This window comes from Nonomuraea sp. NPDC050786, assembly GCF_040654115.1.
Classification (GTDB): Bacteria; Actinomycetota; Actinomycetes; order Streptosporangiales; family Streptosporangiaceae; genus Nonomuraea.
In genome coordinates, this window is record NZ_JBFAHJ010000018.1 from 81,570 (window position 1) to 100,907 (window position 19,338).

The 19,338-nt window shown below is 69.3% G+C and carries 16 protein-coding genes; 8 read left to right on the plus strand and 8 right to left on the minus strand.

Translation table 11 applies throughout. From position 1 onward, the window contains the following. Positions 1–609: 609 nt before the first annotated feature. Entirely contained in the window at positions 610–1,542 is a 933-nt protein-coding gene (gene rpsB / locus AB0H84_RS29215; protein WP_357610893.1) for a 30S ribosomal protein S2, read from the minus strand. Positions 1,543–2,092: 550 nt separating this feature from the next. Beyond that, positions 2,093–2,701, minus strand: a complete 609-nt coding sequence (locus AB0H84_RS29220) for a metalloregulator ArsR/SmtB family transcription factor (RefSeq protein WP_357610896.1) — start codon at positions 2,699–2,701, stop codon at positions 2,093–2,095. A gap of 71 nt (positions 2,702–2,772) precedes the next feature. Between AB0H84_RS29220 and AB0H84_RS29225 the strand changes: the two genes are divergently transcribed. After that, complete coding sequence (locus AB0H84_RS29225; RefSeq protein ID WP_357610899.1) at positions 2,773–4,272, plus strand: MFS transporter; 1,500 nt, start codon at positions 2,773–2,775, stop codon at positions 4,270–4,272. A gap of 213 nt (positions 4,273–4,485) precedes the next feature. Then, positions 4,486–5,421, plus strand: coding sequence for a M23 family metallopeptidase (locus AB0H84_RS29230; RefSeq protein ID WP_357610902.1), 936 nt, complete (start codon positions 4,486–4,488; stop codon positions 5,419–5,421). 204 nt (positions 5,422–5,625) lie between these two features. Here the strand turns inward: AB0H84_RS29230 and AB0H84_RS29235 are convergent, their stop codons facing one another. Then, complete coding sequence (locus AB0H84_RS29235; protein WP_357610904.1) at positions 5,626–6,519, minus strand: tyrosine recombinase XerC; 894 nt, start codon at positions 6,517–6,519, stop codon at positions 5,626–5,628. A 254-nt stretch (positions 6,520–6,773) separates the two neighbouring features. On the opposite strand from AB0H84_RS29235, the gene AB0H84_RS29240 reads away from it, so the two are divergent. Both AB0H84_RS29240 and AB0H84_RS29245 read left to right on the plus strand, forming a co-directional pair. After that, positions 6,774–7,646, plus strand: coding sequence for a transposase (locus AB0H84_RS29240; protein ID WP_357610907.1), 873 nt, complete (start codon positions 6,774–6,776; stop codon positions 7,644–7,646). Continuing rightward, positions 7,633–8,004: a transposase gene (locus tag AB0H84_RS29245; RefSeq protein WP_357610910.1), complete on the plus strand. Its 372-nt coding sequence runs from the start codon at positions 7,633–7,635 to the stop codon at positions 8,002–8,004. The genes AB0H84_RS29240 and AB0H84_RS29245 overlap by 14 nt, the downstream gene beginning before the upstream one ends. A gap of 43 nt (positions 8,005–8,047) precedes the next feature. Here the strand turns inward: AB0H84_RS29245 and AB0H84_RS29250 are convergent, their stop codons facing one another. Both AB0H84_RS29250 and AB0H84_RS29255 read right to left on the minus strand, forming a co-directional pair. After that, on the minus strand, positions 8,048–9,532 hold the full coding sequence (locus AB0H84_RS29250) for a glycoside hydrolase family 3 N-terminal domain-containing protein (RefSeq protein WP_357610913.1): 1,485 nt from the start codon (positions 9,530–9,532) through the stop codon (positions 8,048–8,050). Positions 9,533–9,590: 58 nt separating this feature from the next. Beyond that, on the minus strand, positions 9,591–10,745 hold the full coding sequence (locus tag AB0H84_RS29255) for an acetyl-CoA C-acetyltransferase (protein ID WP_357610916.1): 1,155 nt from the start codon (positions 10,743–10,745) through the stop codon (positions 9,591–9,593). 97 nt (positions 10,746–10,842) lie between these two features. Between AB0H84_RS29255 and AB0H84_RS29260 the strand changes: the two genes are divergently transcribed. After that, positions 10,843–11,511: a TetR/AcrR family transcriptional regulator gene (locus tag AB0H84_RS29260; RefSeq protein ID WP_344986597.1), complete on the plus strand. Its 669-nt coding sequence runs from the start codon at positions 10,843–10,845 to the stop codon at positions 11,509–11,511. Next, positions 11,508–12,188 (plus strand): DNA alkylation repair protein, encoded by a 681-nt coding sequence (locus AB0H84_RS29265; protein WP_357610919.1) that lies wholly within the window; start codon positions 11,508–11,510, stop codon positions 12,186–12,188. Before AB0H84_RS29260 ends, AB0H84_RS29265 begins: the two co-directional genes overlap by 4 nt. Here AB0H84_RS29265 and AB0H84_RS29270 read toward each other — a convergent pair. After that, positions 12,181–13,020 (minus strand): LysR family transcriptional regulator, encoded by an 840-nt coding sequence (locus AB0H84_RS29270; RefSeq protein ID WP_357611257.1) that lies wholly within the window; start codon positions 13,018–13,020, stop codon positions 12,181–12,183. The two genes, AB0H84_RS29265 and AB0H84_RS29270, sit on opposite strands and share 8 nt — an antisense overlap. 88 nt (positions 13,021–13,108) lie before the next feature. Between AB0H84_RS29270 and metE the strand changes: the two genes are divergently transcribed. Then, positions 13,109–15,259 (plus strand): 5-methyltetrahydropteroyltriglutamate--homocysteine S-methyltransferase, encoded by a 2,151-nt coding sequence (metE, locus tag AB0H84_RS29275; protein WP_357610922.1) that lies wholly within the window; start codon positions 13,109–13,111, stop codon positions 15,257–15,259. On the opposite strand, the gene AB0H84_RS29280 is transcribed toward metE, so the two are convergent. Both AB0H84_RS29280 and AB0H84_RS29285 read right to left on the minus strand, forming a co-directional pair. After that, positions 15,256–15,810 (minus strand): GNAT family protein, encoded by a 555-nt coding sequence (locus tag AB0H84_RS29280; RefSeq protein ID WP_357610925.1) that lies wholly within the window; start codon positions 15,808–15,810, stop codon positions 15,256–15,258. The two genes, metE and AB0H84_RS29280, sit on opposite strands and share 4 nt — an antisense overlap. 367 nt (positions 15,811–16,177) lie before the next feature. After that, entirely contained in the window at positions 16,178–17,167 is a 990-nt protein-coding gene (locus AB0H84_RS29285; protein ID WP_357610928.1) for a S66 peptidase family protein, read from the minus strand. A gap of 441 nt (positions 17,168–17,608) precedes the next feature. Between AB0H84_RS29285 and AB0H84_RS29290 the strand changes: the two genes are divergently transcribed. Beyond that, complete coding sequence (locus tag AB0H84_RS29290; protein WP_357610931.1) at positions 17,609–19,165, plus strand: cellulase family glycosylhydrolase; 1,557 nt, start codon at positions 17,609–17,611, stop codon at positions 19,163–19,165. Positions 19,166–19,338: the final 173 nt, after the last annotated feature.

A 19,338-nucleotide genomic window follows, 5' to 3' on the forward strand; every position in this document is an offset into this window, starting at 1 on the left:
TGGTACGGCAGGCGCTTGCCGTACGGAAGCCTTTGTCTTGCGTCAGCCTTTGTCTTGCTTCTCGGCCCCGGCTCGCCTGGCATACTGCCCAGCCTCGCCCTGGCTTACCATCCTGGACCGACAGCGCCTAGCACCGACGCCACCTGTCCCGGCCCACCACACCCGGCCCAGGACCGGCGGTCCGACTCGGACCACCGCACCCGGCCTCACCTGGGAACGTCCACCCGGCAGGCCCATGGCCCTTCGCCCGGCACCGTCCGCCCAGCGGGACCGTGACCTTCACCCGGCAACCGTGCACCTGGCGAGACCATGGCCTTCACCCGGCAACGGTCCACCTGGCGAGACCATGGTCTTCACTCGGCAACCGCCCGGTCCGCGGGATCCTCGCCTTGGCTCGGCGACCGCCGACCCGGCGCGGACCCCTGGCCCTCGCCCGGCATCGGAGTCATCCCTTGCCTCGACATCCTCCGCCGGGAGGACCAGGAAGATCCCTTGCCTTGCCTTGCTGCTGTCCGCCGGGAGCGGGACCGCGCCCTACCTGGTGGAGTCACTCACCCACCTGGCCGGCGCGGCCCGTACCCGAATGCCTGGGGACCGAGGACCTCGGCGTCAGGCCTGCTGCTCGGCGTCGCCCTCGGCAGCGGCAGCCTCGGGAGCAGTCTCAGCGGCGGCCTCCGGAGCAGCCTCGGCGGCGGCCTCGGGAGCGGCCTCAGCCGGGGCCTCAGCCGCCGGAGCAGCGGCTTCCGCCTCGGCGGCCGGCGCCTCGCCGGTGCCCTGCTCGATGAGCTCGCGCTCCCACTCGGCCAGCGGCTCGGCGGCAGCGGGCTTCTCGTCACCGCGGGCGGCACCGGAGCGGGCCATCAGACCGGCCGCGACACCGTCGGCGACAACCCTGGTCAGCAGGCCGACGGCGCGGATGGCGTCGTCGTTGCCCGGGATCGGGTAGTCGACCTCGTCGGGGTCGCAGTTGGTGTCGAGGATCGCGACGACAGGGATGCCAAGCTTCTTGGCCTCGCTGATCGCGATGTGCTCCTTCTTGGTGTCGACGACCCACACCGCGCTGGGCACGCGGCCCATGTCACGGATGCCGCCCAGCGTGCGCTCGAGCTTGTCCTTCTCGCGGCGGCGCATGAGGAGCTCCTTCTTGGTGAGCCCCGAGCCCGCGACGTTGTCGAAGTCGAGCTCCTCGAGCTCCTTCAGCCGCTGGAGCCTCTTGTGCACGGTGGAGAAGTTGGTGAGCATGCCGCCCAGCCAGCGCTGGTTGACGTACGGCATGCCGACCCGCGCGGCCTGCTCGGAGATGGCCTCCTGAGCCTGCTTCTTGGTGCCGATGAACAGGATGGTGCCGCCGTGGGCGACAGTCTCCTTGACGAAGTCGTACGCACGGTCGATGTACGAGAGCGACTTCTGCAGGTCGATGATGTAAATGCCGTTGCGCTCGGTGAAGATGAACCGCTTCATCTTCGGGTTCCAGCGCCGGGTCTGGTGACCGAAGTGAACGCCGCTCTCGAGCAGCTGTCGCATGGTGACGACGGGGGCCATGTGCTGGTCCTCCAGGTCTTGGCGCCCTGCGGATGGGCGCGGTTCTCGGTTGTGCCGCGACAGCGCGTCGTCTGTCGCCCTGATGCCCCGAAACCTCGCCAGCCGAGCATGTAGCCCGGACCGATGGCGCGGTCCGCAATGGGACATGCGAAGTCGGCCTGTGGTCACAGGCCACCGAAAAGTCTACCTCCCACACCAGCCCAGCCTGACCGCCAGCCGTCAGACACCCATCTCTCGCCCCTCCACCACCACACCGGCGCCGATCGCGATCAACCAGGCATCGCATCACCAGCCCCCCAGCCCCGGACCTCGGCCGACACCCCCACAGTCACCACCGAAGGCCGAGTCCCACGAACGATCAACTCCCGGGCGCGTCCGAGTCCCCAACCCCCACCGCCGAAGACCAGTCCCACCCGAACGATCAACTCCCGAGCACGCCCGACACCCCAACCCTCACCGCCGAAGACCAGTCCCACCCGAACGATCAACTCCCAGGCACGCCCGACACCCTCACGCCGCCGACGAAAGACAGCCGAGCCCGTCCCTCCGCTCAGCGCGCCGCGTCATGATCCTCGGTAGGCAGCCCATGCACTGGCCTCTTCGCCACCGGGAAAAGGTTGAACTGTACCTCGGCGACCCTTGCACCACTCGGCGCAGCCTTCTCATCGCGCACCGTGGTGAGATACGGCTCGATCAGCTTCTCGATCGACTCGTTCAGCCGGGACAGCTCCTCGGCGTCGACCCTGATCCGCGTACGGTTGAAGCGGGTGGCATCGCGCCACTCCGCGCTCTCCGTTTCGACCCTGGCCAGCGCGCGGTCCGCCTCTTCATTGGCCTCCCTGCGGAACGCCAGCATCAACGACACTTTGGCATCCCGCACTTCCGGCTGGTCACCGGGCAGCACGCCGACACTGATCGGCGTGTCCACGGTCTTCCACAGCCGCTCCCTGCCGTCCCCCCGCGGCGGCGCGTCCTCAACGAACCCGTACTTGGCCAGCATGCGCAGGTGATAGCTGGCGGCACTGGGCGTGATCCCCGCGATCTCCGCCACCTCGGTCGCGGTGGCGCTCCCCTCGACACCCAGTCGGCTGAGGATCATCAGGCGCGCCGGATGGGCCAGCGCCCGCATTGCCTTGGGATCACTGAGCCCCTCACTCATGCGGCCAAGATTACCCCGCCCCCAGATCTGAAGCATTGCTTTCATAACTGTGAAGGATTATCTTCACAGTTATGAAGCGATCCCTTCACAACTCTCGCCCTTCCCGCTCTGACTCAGACCCCAACCGCACCGCCCACGCCCGACACCCGGAAACCGGAGCCCCCACCCACGACCGCACCCCAGAACGCCATCACACGTCCGACCAGCCCAACCCCGACGTCGACAACCCCGCCCAGACCCCGAGCGACGAAGGCGCGGCCGATCCACCCCCGCTCAGAAAGCAGCGCGACTACCGCCTCCTCTGGACGGCCCGCACCATCTCGGTCACCGGCTCGGAAGTGTCCAAGCTGGCCATCCCCCTGACCGCGGTGACCCTGCTGGCCGCCTCCCCTTCCCAGATGGGGCTGCTGACGGCCGCCGCCTCGATTCCAGCCCTGCTGTTCGGCCTCCAGTCAGGCGCCATCGCGGACCGGCTCACCCGACACCGCCCGCTGATGATCGCCTGCGAGCTCGTGTCGTGCGTGGCCGCCGCCACGGTCCCCGTGGCCTGGCTCCTCGGTCTCCTCACCGTCCCCTGGTTGATCGCCGTAGCCCTGGTGATCGGCTCGGCCGGAGTGCTGTTCAGAGCGGCGAACTTCCCCCATGTCGCAGCAGTCGTCGCGCCCTCCCAGCGAACTGAGGCGATGGCCGGCTTCCACGCCTCCTACTCCGTGGCCTCGGTCAGCGGCCCCAGCCTGGCGGGTCTTCTGGTGCAGCTCCTCACGGCCCCGCTGGCCGTACTCGCTGAGGCGCTGTCCTTCCTGGCCTCGGCACTCCTGCTCCGCGCCATCCGGACTCCGGAGAAGAACGAGCCGGCGGCCTCCCGGGGCATGTGGCGCGATGTCGTAGAAGGGCTCCGGACCAGCGTCACCCACCCTGTGCTCCGTGCTCTCCTGGGCGCGGGCGTCACGATCAACTTCTTCGCGATGGCGTACACGGCTGTCTACATGCTCTACATGGTCAACACGCTCAACATCCCCAAGGCCCTGATAGGCGGCCTCATCGCCTTGAGCGGCATCGGCGGTCTGCTGGGCGCCTGGGCCACGGCCCGCCTGTCCAAGCGCTACGGCGAGAACCGCATCCTGCTCGTCTCCGTGCTCTTCTTCCCCATCGAAATCCTCGCGGTGGGCCTGCTGACCGGCCCTCTGTGGTGGAAACTCTCGCTGCTCGCGCTGACCGGAACGATCACAGGTGGCATCGTCGTAGCCTTCGCCACCTGCATGGGCGCCATCACCCTGCGCGAGACCTCCGCAGAGCTCCGCGGCCGGGTGAACGCCACCATGACCTTCGCCGTGCAGGGCGTCCTGGCCCTCGGCGGCATAGCCGGAGGCGTCCTGGCCGAGTTCGTCGGCCTACGCCCGGTGATCCTCATCTGCGCGGCCGGCATAGCCCTGAGCACCATCTGGATCTGGACGTCTCCCCTACGCCCGCACCGTCCTCGACGCGTACTCACCGCAACGCCAGGCACCAATCCGAGCGCGCCTCACGACATGGCTTCCTGGATCGCTACCAAGCGCCGTTCCATCCTCTGACCACAACCGCCGCCGCTCGCGCACCCACCAAAGATCACAACCGTCACCGACCTGTACGGCACCGGCGTCCGGCAGCCCCATCATCGCAGCTCCTCGCCCGCGCCCAAGCCATCGTCCAGCCACTTGTCCACAGGCCATCAGCTGCACCTCACTCCGTCCCCAGAATCCCGTTCGCCTCCTCGCCGACCCGGCGCGCTCAACCACACTCGCGCCATGAACGACCAGCTCCGCAACGGGACACAGGAAGGCTGCCTTCGCAGCACAGGCCGCGAAATCCCACCGCCCGTCCGCCGTCTCCTCAAGCCGGCCAGAGGAACGCTGACAGCACTGGCACTGCTCTTCGCCGCCGCCGCGCTGATCCTCTTCCCGGCTCCCCCGGCAAGGGCCTCCCCACCCACCTGGCGCTGGCCGTTGGACGGGCATCCCCAGGTCCTGCGCCGCTTCACCCCGCCGCCGGAGCCATGGCTCGCCGGGCACCGCGGCCTCGATCTGGCCGCTCCCACAGCCACTCCGGTCCTGGCGGCGGGTCCGGGCACGGTCCGCTTCGCCGGCCCGGTAGCGGGAAAAGGCGTGATCACGGTCGAGCACGAAGGCGGCCTCCGCACGACATACCTCCCTGTCGCAGCCTCGGTTCGCCGGGGTCAACCCGTCACCGCAGGCTCCACGCTCGGCGTCATAGAAGCCCCGACGGGCCACTGCCAGGAGTCCTGCCTGCACTGGGGCCTCCGACGCGGCACCCACTACCTCGACCCTCTCCTGCTCCTGGGCCACGCCCCCATCCGCCTCCTCCCGTTCTGGGCCACGACCGGGCACGCCCTCTCGCCGGTAGGAGAGGGCGCTTCCGAGCACGTGGCGGCCAGGAGTCAGGCCCCCCGGCCCCTCGACCAGCAGCCACCAAGATCTCCAACAGCGCACCGTCCTCTGCGACCAGGGGATCCCACCGACCTCGGTTTACTGACCCGCTCAGCCTCGACTCCCGCGGCACCAGCCGTCGGCCTGGGCGCACTGTTCGGGATGGCCTTCCTGATCACTGCCCTACGCCGCCACCGGCGTACGCGCACGGCTCAGCACATCCACAGGGGAGGCCAGCACCGCAGGCACCGTCGTCGGAGAAAACCCCGAGGACACCGGCACCCGCCATCGCAATGAGAGCAGGAGGCCGACAGACCCGCAGGCGCTGCAGCGCCGCCGGCGCGAAGCCAGACACCCACACCAGGACGCGAACCGACGAGATGGACCAGCACCAGGAAGAAGCTCACCAGCGGATGGACCAGCACCAGAAAGAAACTCACTACGGCTGGCAGGGGCCTCGAACGTCGATCATGGACGGGCTCAATCACCACATCCCGGCCATCAGGCCCTGGGATGCGCCTGACGATACGCCGCCCTCAGACGATCGATCGAAACATGCGTGTAGATCTGCGTGGTGTTCAGCGACGCGTGCCCGAGCAGTTCCTGGACGCTCCGCAGATCCGCACCGCCCTCGAGCAGGTGAGTCGCCGCGCTGTGCCGCAATCCATGCGGCCCCATGTCCGGCACACCGTCCACCTGGGCCAGCCGCGCATGCACCACTCGCCGAACGGTCCCCGCGTCGATGCGCCCACCCCGTACGCCGAGGAAGAGCGCGGCTCCTGTCCGAGCTCGCACCCACAACGGCCGCCCGTGAATGCACCACCTGTCCACCGCTCGGAGCGCAGGCAGCCCGAACGGCACAGATCGTTCCTTACGTCCCTTACCCATCACTCTGACGACGCGCCGGTCCCGATCCACATCGTCGACATCGAGCGCACATAGCTCACTCACCCGCACGCCGGTGGCGTACAGCAGTTCAAGAATGGCCTGGTCCCGCAGTTCCTTGGGCTCCCCCGTCGACGGGACCTCGAGGACGGCCTGCGCCTGCTCCTGATCCAGCACGGAAGGCAACGGCCGTGCCGCCTTGGCGCTTCCCAGCAGCAACCCGGGATCCGCGGCCAACCAGCCGCGGCGATGGCAGTAAGCGGTAAAGGTGCGAACACAAGCGGTCCGCCGCGCCAGCGTGGTCCGCGCCTTCCCCTCGCGGTGCTGCTCAGCGAGCCACTCTCGCAGCACTCCGATGTCAAGCCCCTCGATCCGCCCGTCCACGTGTTCAAGCAGCGAGGTGACGTCAGCCAGATAAGCCCGCACGGTATGCGGCGAAAGGTCCCTCTCGAACCGCAGATGCCGGCCGAACTCCGCCATCACTTCGTCCCGACCGACGCAGCCGCTCATCTCCAAAACGTCGCCTCCTGCCGTACCCACTCTCCCACTCACAGCTAACCTCACCACCACTCCGAAGAGTCCCCATCACCGTCACAAGCCCCTCACCGAAACCTCCGGAGGAAGCCTGGTCCTTTGGGGCCGGGAGGAATCCGGAGCTCGTGCGAAGCAGGACAGGGACAGCCGGATCGCTGGCAGGGCGATCGGGCTTCAACTCCGCGATGAACGCTCAAATTCGTCGTACCTCCCCGATAGATTGGCCGATCGTGACGACATCGACACCGTTGGTAGCCGGGGATGCCGGGCGTGCCCGGTACACCTACCGGCTTCGGGTGTCGTCCACCGCCCGCGCCGCCCTGCTGGCCGAGTGGGACCGGTGCCGGTGGATCTGGAACGAGTGCGTCGCCAAGTCCCAGCAGGTGCACCTGCACAACCGGGTCCACCCGGGCGACAAGCGGACGTGCGGCCCGGCCCAGCTCGACAAGATGCTGACCGAGGCCCGCCAGATCACGCCGTGGCTGCGTGCGGGCTCCAGCGTCCCCCAGCAGCAGATCATCCGGGACTTCGGCAGATCCCGCGCCAAAGCCCTCAAGGACATCGCCGAACGCCTGCCGGTCCGGCGGCGGGCCGGGATGCCGCGCTTCAAGAACAAGGACCTGGTCCACCCGAGCCTGAACTACACTCGGCGCGGCTTCGGCATCAAGGACGGCCGTCTGCATCTGGCGGGCGGGATCGTGCCGACCGTGGTGTGGTCCCGCGATCTGCCCGGCGAGCCGTCGTCGGTGCGGGTGTACCGCGACAGCCTCGGCCACTGGTACTGCTCGTTCGTCGTCCCCGCCCAGGTACAGCCGCTGCCGGAGACCGGGCGGGTGATCGGCATCGACTGGGGCGTGACCCAGACCGCGACCGCCACCAGCGACGACCATGACCTGCCGCACCCCGAGTACGGCAAGAAGGCCCAGGCCAGGCTGGGCCGCTACGACAAGATGATGGCCCGCCGCAAGCCCGCCAAAGGACAGCCCGGCTCCCAGGGCTACCGCCAGGCGAAGAAGCTGCGCGCCAAGCAGTACAAGAAGGGTCGCCCGCCAGCGGGAGGACACCGGCCGCAAGTGGGCCAAACGCGTCGTGCGCGACCATGACGCGCTCGCGGTGGAAGACTTCAAACCCACGTTCCTGGCCAAGTCGAGCATGGCGCGCAAGGCCGCCGACGCGGCCATCGGCGCCACCCAGCGCGCCCTGATCGAGATGGGCCGCAAACACGGCCGGGACGTCCGGCTCGTGCACCCGGCGCACACCACCACCGAATGCGCACCGTGCGGAGCGAGAACCAAGCACGCACTACCTCTTTCCGAACGTACCTACACCTGCACCGCGTGCGGAACATCCCGGCCCCGGGACAAGAACTCCGCCCATGTGATGCTGGTCCGGGCTGGTCTGAACCCGGCTGGTGCCGATCGCGTAAGACCCGACAGTCCGCAGGACCGTCAGGCAGCGTGAGCCAGAAATCCCCCGCTCTTCAGACGGGGGAGCAGTCAAGGGATCAGACCCTACCCCGTCCCGTGAGCACCTCCGCGGCGGCCTGCCCGCAGACCTGGGCGGCGCCGTACGTGGCGATGTGCACGGCGCCCAGGTCCGACCGCGCGGGCAGCCCCATCTCCACCACCACCGCGTCGGGCCGGGCGCTGAGCAGGTGCCGCAGCGCCTGTTCCTGCCAGGCGTGACGGTGCACGTCCCGGACCACGACCACCAGCGGCCGTCCCGCGGACTCCCCGAGCAGGCGCTCCAGTGCCGGACCCGTCGAGTCCCCCACCGCCAGCCGCCGCACCACGCTCTCCGGCAGCAGGCGGGCGAGCGGCTCCCCGACGCCCCACGGCGTCTTCCTGTCGATGGCCAGGTTCATCTCGGGCGCCAGCTCCACCACGTACGCCGGGGAGGTCAACGGCAGCACCGGAGCGGCTGACCTGCGGGTGATCCTGATCGCCCGACGCGCGGCGACCAGGCCGACGGAGCCGTCGCGGGACGGCCGGCTGCCCGAGGAGGCGGCCCATGAGGCCAGCTCGCGGACCCTGCGAGCGGCGTCGGCCAGCCGCTCCTCGGGCAGCAGTCCCTGGGTCACCGCCGTGGCGATCGCGTCGCGGATCCCGGCGGCGGTGGCCTCGTCGGCCCGCTCGCCACCGACGCAGATGGCGTCGGCTCCCGCGGCGATGGCGCGGGCGGAGGCGCCCCCGATCCCGTACGCCCCCGCCACCGCCGCCATCTCGATGCCGTCAGTGATGATCATCCCTTGGAACCCGAGCTCCTCCCGCAGCAGCCCGGTGAGCACCTTGGGGCTGAGCGTGGCGGGCAGCTCGGCGTCGTACGAGGGCACCAGGAGGTGGCCGGTCATGACGGCCTTGACCCCCTCCTTGATCGCCTCACGGAAAGGGAGCAGCGCCTCCTCGATCCCGTCGTCGGACACCACGGGCACGCCGTGGTGCGAGTCGACCGAGGTGTCCCCGTGGCCGGGGAAGTGCTTGGCGCACGCGGCCACGCCGGCCGACTGCAGGCCGCGTACGAACGCCCTGGTGTGCCGGGAGACCAGGACCGGGTCCGCGCCGAAGGCCCGCAGGCCGATGACGGGGTTGTCCGGGTTGGAGTTGACGTCGGCGGAAGGGGCGAAGTCGAGCGTGATGCCCGCCGCGGCCAGCTCGCCGCCGAGGTCCCTGGCCAGGGCCTCGGTGAGGTCCACGTCGTCCACGACGCCGAGCGCGTACCCGCCGGGGCGGCTGCTCCCGGTGGTCACCTCCAGCCGGGTGACCTCCCCCGACTCCTCGTCGGTGCCGACGAGCACCGAGGGGTTCTCGGCACGCAGCGCGGCGGTCAGCCGGGCCACCTGGGCCGGGCCGGCGATGTTGCGGGAGAACAGCGCGACGCCGGCCAGCCCGTCGCCGAGGCGGCGGCGGAGCCAGTCGGGAGGCGTGTGTCCCGCGAAACCGGGGAAGAGGACGGCGTCGGCAAGGCGAAGCAGGTCACCGCTCAAGGGCATGACCCGAAATCTAATAGGAAAGTTTCCTATTTGCTAGAGGCATTTTCTGACGTCAGCCTCAGGCCAGCCGCTCGATGACGGTGACGTTCGCCTGCCCTCCCCCCTCGCACATGGTCTGCAGGCCGTACCGGCCGCCCGCGCGCTCCAGCTCGTGCAGCAGCTTCACCGCCAGCACGGCGCCGGTCGCGCCGAGCGGGTGGCCGAGCGCGATGGCCCCGCCGTTCGGGTTGACCTTGGCGGGGTCCGCGCCGGTCTCCTTGATCCAGGCCAGGACGACCGGCGCGAACGCCTCGTTGATCTCGATCGCGTCGAAGTCGTCGATGTTCAGGCCGGTCATGCCGAGCGCGTGCACGGTGGCCGGGATGGGGGCGGAGAGCATCATGATCGGGTCGGCGCCGCGGGCCGACAGGTGGTGCACCCGGGCGCGCGGGGTCAGGCCGTGCTCCCGTACGGCTCTGGGCGAGGCGACCAGCAGGGCCGCCGCGCCGTCGGAGATCTGGGACGCCAGGGCCGCGGTGAGCCGGCCGCCCTCGACCAGCGGCTTGAGGCCGGCCATCTTCTCGATCGTGGTGTCCCTGCGCGGGCACTCGTCGGTGGCGACGCCTTCGTAGGGGGCGATCTCGCGCGCGAAACGCCCGGTGTCGACGGCATGGGCGGCCCGGCGGTGCGACTCGTACGCGTACCGCTCCATCTCCTCGCGGGAGACGTCCCAGGTGGCGGCCATCTGCTCGGCCCCGGCGAACTGGGAGACCTCCTGCGTGCCGTACCGCTCGATCCAGCCCTTGGAGCCCCCGAAGGGGGTCTCGTGCCCGAACTCGCGGCCCGCGAGCATCGCGGCCGAGATGGGGATCATGCTCATGTTCTGCACGCCGCCCGCCACCACCAGGTCGCTCGTGCCGGACAGCACGGCCTGGGCGGCGAAGTGGAGCGCCTGCTGGGACGATCCGCACTGGCGGTCCACCGTGACGCCGGGGACCTCCTCGGGGAGCCCGGCCGCGAGCCAGCAGGTACGGGCGACGTCGCCGGCCTGCGGGCCGATCGTGTCCACGCAGCCGAAGATGACGTCCTGGACGGCCGACGGATCGGCGCCGGTCCGGTCCATCAGCTCCTTGAGCACGTGCGCTCCGAGGTCGGCGGGGTGCGCCGCGGCCAGGCCGCCGTTCCTGCGCCCGACGGGGGTGCGGACCGCGCCGACGATGTACGCCTCGTTCACCATCGCATCGTAGCAAGCGCTTGGTACGGTACGGAATGCCGCATGAGCTGGGGCGGTTAGGTGAACAAGCGATTGCCTGAGGGCTCATAATGGTGTCGTGACCACGCGTAAGAACAGCGGCACCACGGCCACCCCGGCGAAGCGCCAGCGCGCGACCTCCTCGGGATCGGCCTCCGAGCGCCGCGACCACCTCGTCAAGCTCGCCGCGGAGATCTTCGCGCGCAAGGGCTTCCAGGCCACGACAGTACGCGAGATCGCCACCGAGGCCGGCATCCTCTCCGGGAGTCTCTACCACCACTTCGACTCCAAGGAGACGATCGTCGACGAGGTGCTCTCCACCTTCCTCGACGACCTCATCGCCCGCTACCGCGCGGCGGTCGACTCCAACGCCGACGCCCGCACGGTGCTGTCGGAGATGGTCCGCATCGGGTTCAGCACGCTGGAGCCCCACCGGGCCGCGATCACGGTCATGCAGAACGACTGGAACTACCTGCGGCAGTTCGAGCGCTTCAACTACCTGGTCAAGGCCGAGGACGAGGTCGAGCAGATCTGGGTCGCGCAGATCAAGGCGGGCCAGGCAGCCGGGCTGTTCAGGTCCGACGTCGACCCGAAGCTGACCTACCGCATGATCCGCGACACGATCTGGGTGGCGGTTCGCTGGTTCCGCCCAGGCGGCAGGCTCAACACCAACGCGCTGGCCGAGCACTACATCACCGTGCTCTTCGACGGCCTCGCCACCGGCGAGCGCACCACACAAAAGGGATGAGCCTCGGCAAGGCGGTGCGGCTGGCACTGCAGGCGATCGCGGAGCCCGGCAAGGCCGAGACCATGCGCGCCTACATGAAGTCCTCGATGCCGTTCCTCGGCGTGCAGGCGGTGCCGAGACGGGCCGCGCTCAGGCGGGTCTTCGCCGAGCACCGGCTGGAGAGCGCGCCGGAGTGGCGGCGGGCCGTGCTGGAGCTGTGGCGGGAGGCCGAATACCGCGAGGAGCGGTACGCCGCCGTCGAGCTCTCCGGCTACCACCTCTACCGGGGCTTCCAGACCCTCTACACCGTGCCGATGTACGAGGAGATGATCGTCACCGGGGCTTGGTGGGACCTGGTCGACGAGCTGGCCACGCACCGGATCGGCGGCCTGCTGGCCGCCTACCCCGACTCGATGCGGCCGCTCATGCTGGAGTGGGCGCACGACGGCGACCTGTGGAAGCGGCGCACCGCCATCCTCTGCCAGAACCGGTTCAAGCAGCGCACGGACACGGCCCTGCTGTACGCGTGCATCGAGCCGAGCCTGTCCGACAACGACTTCTTCGCGCGCAAGGCGATCGGGTGGGCGTTACGCGAGTACGCCAAGACCAACCCCGCCGAGGTGCTCCGCTACGTCAAGGCCAAGGGCATCACGGGCCTGAGCCGCCGCGAGGCGCTCAAGAACCTTTCCGTCACCTAGTCCAGAGGGCGTCCTGCACGGCCTGCACGAGTGCCATCAGCTCCGGCGTGACGCGCTCCTTCGACCAGGCCAGCCCGTACGTGATGCGCAGGTCGCCGGCGTCGAGCGGCACGAAGCGCACGTCCTCCCTCCTGACGGTCCTGACCAGGAGCTGCGGGATCGGCAGCAGCCCCGCCCCCGCGGCCACCAGGTCGAGCGCGGCGGCGAAGTCGTCCTCGGCCACCATGCGCGACCGCCCCGCCAGCCCCGGCCAGGGGCGCGTGCCCGGCGTGAGCAGCACCTGGCCGCCCAGCTCCTCCGGGGTCACCTTGGGCCTGGCCGCCAGCCGGTGGCCCACGGGAACGGCCAGGTGGTCGACCGTCACGTGAAACCTGGCCGCCGTCACGAACTGCGCGGGCGCCGGAGTGGCCAGGATCGCGGCCGAGACCTCGCCGCCCGCCAGCGCCTGCGCCGCCGCCCCCCGGCCCGCCGCGCGCAGCTCCACGCCGATCGCGGGGGTGCGGCCCGCGAGCCGCCTGGCGATCCGCGCCGCCAGCGCGCCCACGATCGGTGGATAAGCGAGATGAATGGTCGGCCTGGCCAGTCGCGCGGACTCGGCTTCGAACGCCCGGACCGACTCGATCACCTGCTCCGCGTACGGCAGCAGCGCCTTGCCCTCCGCCGTGAGCCGCACGTCACGGGCGCTCCGCTCGAAGAGCCTGACCCCGGCGGCGCGCTCGAGCCGGGTGATGGCCTGGCTCATCGCGGGCTGGGACATCCCCAGGTCGGCGGCGGCCCCGGAGAAGCTGAGCCGCTCCGCGACCCTGGCGAAGCAGTGCATCTCCTTGAGCATAAGCAGCACCAATACATGATGCACGAGCTCCCGGGCGCTCGGCAGGATGCCTGCGATCACTCGAACGAGGTCAAGGGAGCCGAGAGACATGTCCCCATTTCCCAAGTCCACCGTGCTCGGATATCCGCGGATCGGGCCGCGGAGGGAGTTGAAGCGGGCGCTGGAGTCGTACTGGGACGGGCGTTCGAGCCGGGCCGAGCTCGAGCGGGTGGGCGCCGAGATCAGGGAGCGGACCTGGCGCAGGCTCGCCGAGCTGGGGCTCGAGGGGCTGCCGTCCAACACGTTCTCCCTGTACGACCAGGTGCTGGACACGGCCGTGCTGCTGGGCGCGGTGCCCGCGCGCTATCGCGAGGCCGCCGACCCCTACTTCGCGATGGCCAGGGGCACCGAGGGGCTGGCGCCGCTGCGGATGACGAAGTGGTTCGACACGAACTACCACTACATCGTCCCCGAGATCGGGCCCGACACCGTGTTCGAGCTGGACGCGGGCAAGCCGCTGTCGGAGGTGCGGGAGGCGCGGGCGCTGGGGTTCGAGACACGGCCGGTGGTGGTGGGGCCGGTCACGTTCCTGCTGCTGGGGGCGGCACTGGAGCGCCTGGACGACGTGCTCGGCTGCTACGAGGAGCTGCTGTCCGCGCTGGCCGCCGAGGGCGTCTCGTGGGTGCAGCTCGACGAGCCCGCGCTGGTGGGCGACCGGACTCCGGAGGAGCTGGCCGCCGTGCGCGCCGCCTACTCCAGGCTCGGGTCGGTGAGCGAGCGCCCCGGCCTCTTCGTCGCCTCCTACTTCGGCGACCTCGGCGCGGCCCTGCCCGTGCTTCATGAGACGCCGGTGGAGGCCATCGGCATCGACCTGGTACGGGGTGGCGTGCCCGCGCTCGACCTGTCCGGCAAGACCGTGGTCGCGGGCGTGGTGTCCGGGCGCGACGTGTGGCGGACCTCGCCCGAGCGGGCGCTGGCCGCCCTGGGCGCCGTGCGGGCCTCGGAGGTGGTGGTGAGCACGTCGTGCTCGCTGCTGCACGTGCCCTACGACGTGGCGGCCGAGCCGGAGCTCGACCCCGCGCTGAAGGAGCGGCTGGCGTTCGCGGAGCAGAAGGTGGCGGAGGTGGTGGCGCTCGCGCGTTCCCCGCTGCTGGACGCTCCGCCCGCCGAGCCCTCCGTGGCGCTGCCCGGTCCCGTGGTGCTGGAGGAGCGCGGCCCGTACGCGGTGCGGGCGGCCGCGCAGGCCGGGCACCTGAGGCTGCCCCCGCTCCCGATCACCACGATCGGCTCGTTCCCGCAGACCGGCTCGCTGCGCGCCGCCCGGGCCGCGCTCGCCTCGGGCACGCTGTCGCAGGACGACTACGAACGGCAGGTCGAGGCCGAGATCGAGCGCGTCATCCGGGTCCAGGAGCGCCTCGGGCTGGACGTCCTCGTACACGGGGAGCCGGAGCGCAACGACATGGTGCAGTACTTCGCCGAGCACCTCGACGGGTTCGCCGTCACCAGGAACGGCTGGGTCCAGTCGTACGGCTCCCGCTGCACCCGGCCGCCGATCCTGCACGGGGACGTGAGCCGCCCCTCGCCGATCACGGTGCGATGGGCCACGTACGCGCAGTCGCTCACGGACAAGCCGGTCAAGGGCATGCTCACCGGGCCTGTCACCATCGTGGCCTGGTCCTTCGTCCGCGACGACCTGCCGCTGCGCGACGTCGTGTTCCAGGTGGCGGACGCCGTCAGGGAGGAGGTCCGCGACCTGGAGGCGGCCGGGGTGTCGATCATCCAGGTGGACGAGCCCGCCCTGCGCGAGCTGCTCCCGCTGCGGCGCGCCGCGCAGGCCGACTACCTGGAGTGGGCGGTGGCCGCGTACCGGCGGGCCACGTCGGGGGCGAGCGATCGCACGCAGATCCACACCCACCTCTGCTATTCGGACGCCGACCAGATCCTGGCCGCCATCGACGGGCTGGACGCGGACGTCACCACCATCGAGTCGGCCCGCTCGGGTGCGCGGATCCTGGGCTCGGTGGGCTCGTTCGGGCGCGGGCTCGGGCCCGGCGTGTACGACATCCACTCGCCCCGGGTGCCCGGCGCGGAGGAGGTCTCGGAGCTGCTGCGGCGCGTGCTGAAGGTGCTGCCGGCGGAGCGGGTCTGGGTCAATCCGGACTGCGGGCTGAAGACGCGGACGTATGAGGAGGTGGAGGCGGCGCTGGCGAACGTGGTCACCGCCACGCGCCGGCTGCGCGCGGAGCTCCCGGCCCTCTAGGAGGCGTGGCGTTCGGTGAACTCCTCGATCGTCATGCCGAACAGGACCTCGTCGTCGTAACGGCCGTTGGCGTAGTGGCTCCTGCGCCGGCGGCCCTCCTCCACGAACCCCACCCGCCGGTGCAGCGCCAGCGACGGCTCGTTGGAGCCGTAGACCCAGGCCTCGGCCTTCTGGAAGCGGCGCTCGAAGAACATGTACCTCAGGAGCAGGACGATGGCGTCGCCCGCGTAGCCCTTGCGGTGGTGCGGCGTCCCGATGCCGATCCCGTACGCGAAGGTGCCGTGCACGCGGTCGAGGCTGTGCGTGTTGATCATGCCGACCGGGACGTTCCCGTCCCGGGTGGCGATGACCAGGCGCATGTCGTCCAGTCCCTGCGTCTGCTCGGCCAGCTCGGCGGCCCACTTCCTGGCCCGCGCCGCCGACTGCGGCGGGTGGAGCTGGTGGCCGTTCCTGACGGCTTCGGAGTATTCGTCGAAGGAGTGGAACGCCTCCCAGTCCTCCGGCTCGATGGCCCGCAGCCGTACGCGCTCCCCTACCCATGCCGACGTCATGTCCGGCAGCCAACCACGCCGCCCCGGCCCCTCGCGAACCGTTTTCCCGCCCGCCAGGCGCCGGGGGCCTTCACCGCCCCCTGCGCATGAAGGCACGGAGCGACAGCGGGACGAACACCACCAGCAGCGCGGCCGACCAGAGCAGGACGGCGGTCACCGGATGAGCGAGTGGCCAGGCCGCGTTTCCGGACGGGGCGCCCGTTCGTGACGAAACTTCGGATGATCCGGCCCCGGCCCCAGGATGCGCTGTCTGCGGCGACGCCGTTCCCATGACCGTCACCGGACGGCCCCGCGAATACTGCTCACGGGCATGCCAGCAGCGCGCTTACCGCACCCGCAGAAGGACTGGATCCTCAGGGTGATTTGGTCAGTGTCGCCGCAGCGTCAGGCTCGCCCCGCCACCCGTGACGGTGAGCTCTGCCTGGCCCCCGATCGGAAAGGTGGCCAGCGGGTCGGTGTGGCCGACGTCGATGTTGGCCAGCACCGGCAGTCCCGCCAGTGCCGGCTGGATGGCGACGATGTGTTCGAGCAGCGAGCGCGTCATACGGCTCGCCCGCTGGAAACGCCCGATCGCCAGGCCCCGCACGCCGGCGGCGTCGGGAAGCTGAAGCAGTGAGGTCAGATTCCGGGCGAAGGTCACCGGAGGGGATTCGAGGTCGTCCTCGACGATCAGTATCGCGCCGTCGAGGGACGGCATGTAAGGGGTGCCCTGCAGGAGGGTCAGGGTGCAGAGGTTCCCGCCGACGATCCTCCCCTCGGCCGTGCCAGGCTGGAGCGGCCACCATCCCTCGTTGGGGAACAGGTCACGCTTGTCCTGGTCGAGGAACCAGAGATCGTCGCTCCAATGGGCCGCCGGGCTCAAGGTGATCGGGTCGGAGCCGAACATGATCTCTGTGAACCATCGCAGGGTCGGCTCGAAGTCATCGCGCATCCCGAACGTCGACCAGTGCGGCCCCGAGTAGGTGACCAGCCCGGTACGGGCGAGGATGGCGTTCTGCAGGGCCGTGATGTCGGAGTACCCGCAGAGGATCTTCGGGTTGGCCCGGATGAGCTCCCAGTCCAGGTACGGCAGGAGTTCGTTGCAGTTGTAGCCGCCGATGACCGTCATGATCGCGGCTACCGAGGGGTCCGCGAAAGCCTCGTGCAGATCGGCGACCCGGGAGGCGATGCTCGAGGAGTCGAAGGCGTCCCGCTCGTCGACGTGGCGGCCATAGGAGAGTGTGAGACCGAGCTCGGCGAACCGGGACTCGATGATCGCGGTGTGGTCGTGCTCCATCACCATCGCGCGGGACCTGGCCGGCGCCACCACGCGTACGACGTCACCTCTGGTCAGCTTGGGCGGGAAGATGGCATCCATTGTCGCGAGCGTACCGGCGAGCGTCGATGGCCCGTGCATCCCGGCCGGTACGGCTCTTCCTCCTCGCGCGTGTCTGACCTGTTGCATTTATATTTCCTGACTTCTAGAGTGTGCGTACCGCAGCATTTCCCCCGCCGAAACCGTCGAAATACCTGTCGAAGCGCTTCGACTCCAATTCGACGACACCCAATCCTTGCGCGGAACAGCACGTATTCGGTGTCGGCTTTCGCCGCGATCGTCGGCCCGATCTCGCGCCGCCGCGCCGGCTGACCGCCCTTCCGTGCCGCGCACCGTGCAATTCACAAGCTCGATGAGAAGAGTCCGCCACCGATCGAGAGGTTCGGCTGGACGAAGCCTGCTCTTGGACACGCCAGGCCGAGAAGAGAGGAAATACGCATGGTTCCAACAGCGAGGAGGATCAGAGCCATTCTCCTGTCCGGCATGTTATCGGTCGCCCTAGCGATGTCCGGCTTGACGGCGCATGCATCGGCCGGTGCCACGACACAGCTGAACGCTGCGCAGATCATTACCGACATGGGCGCGGGCTGGAATCTGGGGAACCAGCTGGAGGCCAACGCCGACGGATATCCCGGCGAAACGGCGTGGGGCAATCCGACCGTGACACAGGCGCTCATCGACAAGGTGAAGGCGGCAGGATTCAACACGATCCGGATCCCGGTCTCGTATTTGAGGTACATAGGGTCCGGCCCGGACTACACGATCAGCTCTTCCTGGCTGAACAGAATTCAGGAAGTCGTCAATTACGCGTACAACCGGGGCATGTACGTGGTGCTCAACATTCATGGGGACGGCTACAAGACCATCCCCTACTCCTGGCTGATCTGCGATGCCGCCGATCAAACAACGATCAAGGCCAAGTATCAGAAGACCTGGCAGCAGATCGCGTCCAGGTTCCAGAATTACGACCAGCACCTGATCTTCGAATCCATGAACGAAGAGTTCGACGGGCAGTACGGCAACCCCACCCAGCCGTGCTATTCAAACATCAACAGCTACAACCAGATCTTCGTGGACACCGCACGAAGGTCCGGCGGAAACAACAGCTCACGATGGCTGCTGGTGCCCGGATGGAACACCAACATCGATTACACCACCGGGAACTACGGCTTCGTGATCCCGACGGACTCCTACCGGTCGCCCACCATCCCCAGCAGTGAGCAGAGGATCATGATCTCCGTTCACTATTACGATCCGTGGGACTTCGCCGGGGAGGAGAACGGCACGATCACGCAGTGGGGACGGGCCGCGACCAACCCGTCAAGAAAATCCACCTGGGGACAGGAGGATTACATGGACGCGCAGTTGAAGAAGACGTATGACAAGTTCGCCGTGCGGGGATACCCGGTGGTCGTCGGCGAATACGGTTCGATCGACAAGTCATCCTTCGATTCGTCGAACAACAGGTACCGTGCGGACTTCGCGCGCACCATGGTGGCCACCGCCAAGAAGTACGGAGCAGCCACTGTTTACTGGGACAACGGCGTCAACGGACAATACGGTCTCGGGCTGTTCAACCGAAGCACCAACACGGTGACCCAACCGGGCATCATCAGCGCCATCATGGGCGCCCTCGGTGGTCCTGGGTCGGCCACCCGCTACGAGGCGGAGGTCTCGCCGGCGGTGTGCACCGGCACCATCGACTCCAACTGGTCGGGCTACTCAGGCACCGGATTCTGCAACGGCGACAACACGGTGGGTGCCTACGCTCAGTTCTCGGTCAACGCGAGCGCGGCGGGCACCGCGACGCTGCGGGTCCAGTTCGCCAACGGTGGCACGACCGCGCGGCCGGCTTCGCTGATCGTCAACGGCTCGACGGTGCAGACCCCGTCGTTCGAGGGCACCGGCGCGTGGAGCACGTGGGTGGCCAAGACCTTGACCGTCACACTGAACGCGGGCGGCAACACCATCAGGCTCAACCCCACGACGGCCGGCGGCCTGCCCAACATCGACTACCTCGAAGTCACGACCTCGTCGTAGCCGCGACGTCGTCGTAGCCGCGCATCACTTCCCACCGCAGTTGGTGTCCGGCCGATCCGGACCCGGCCAAGGGAAGGGCGCCGACGGCCTTCGGTGTGCGGGACGGGCGTGGGGGGGGGGGGGCGCCGGGGGGCCGAGGGGGGCGACAAGGGGGTTAGGTGGGGTGTGGGGGA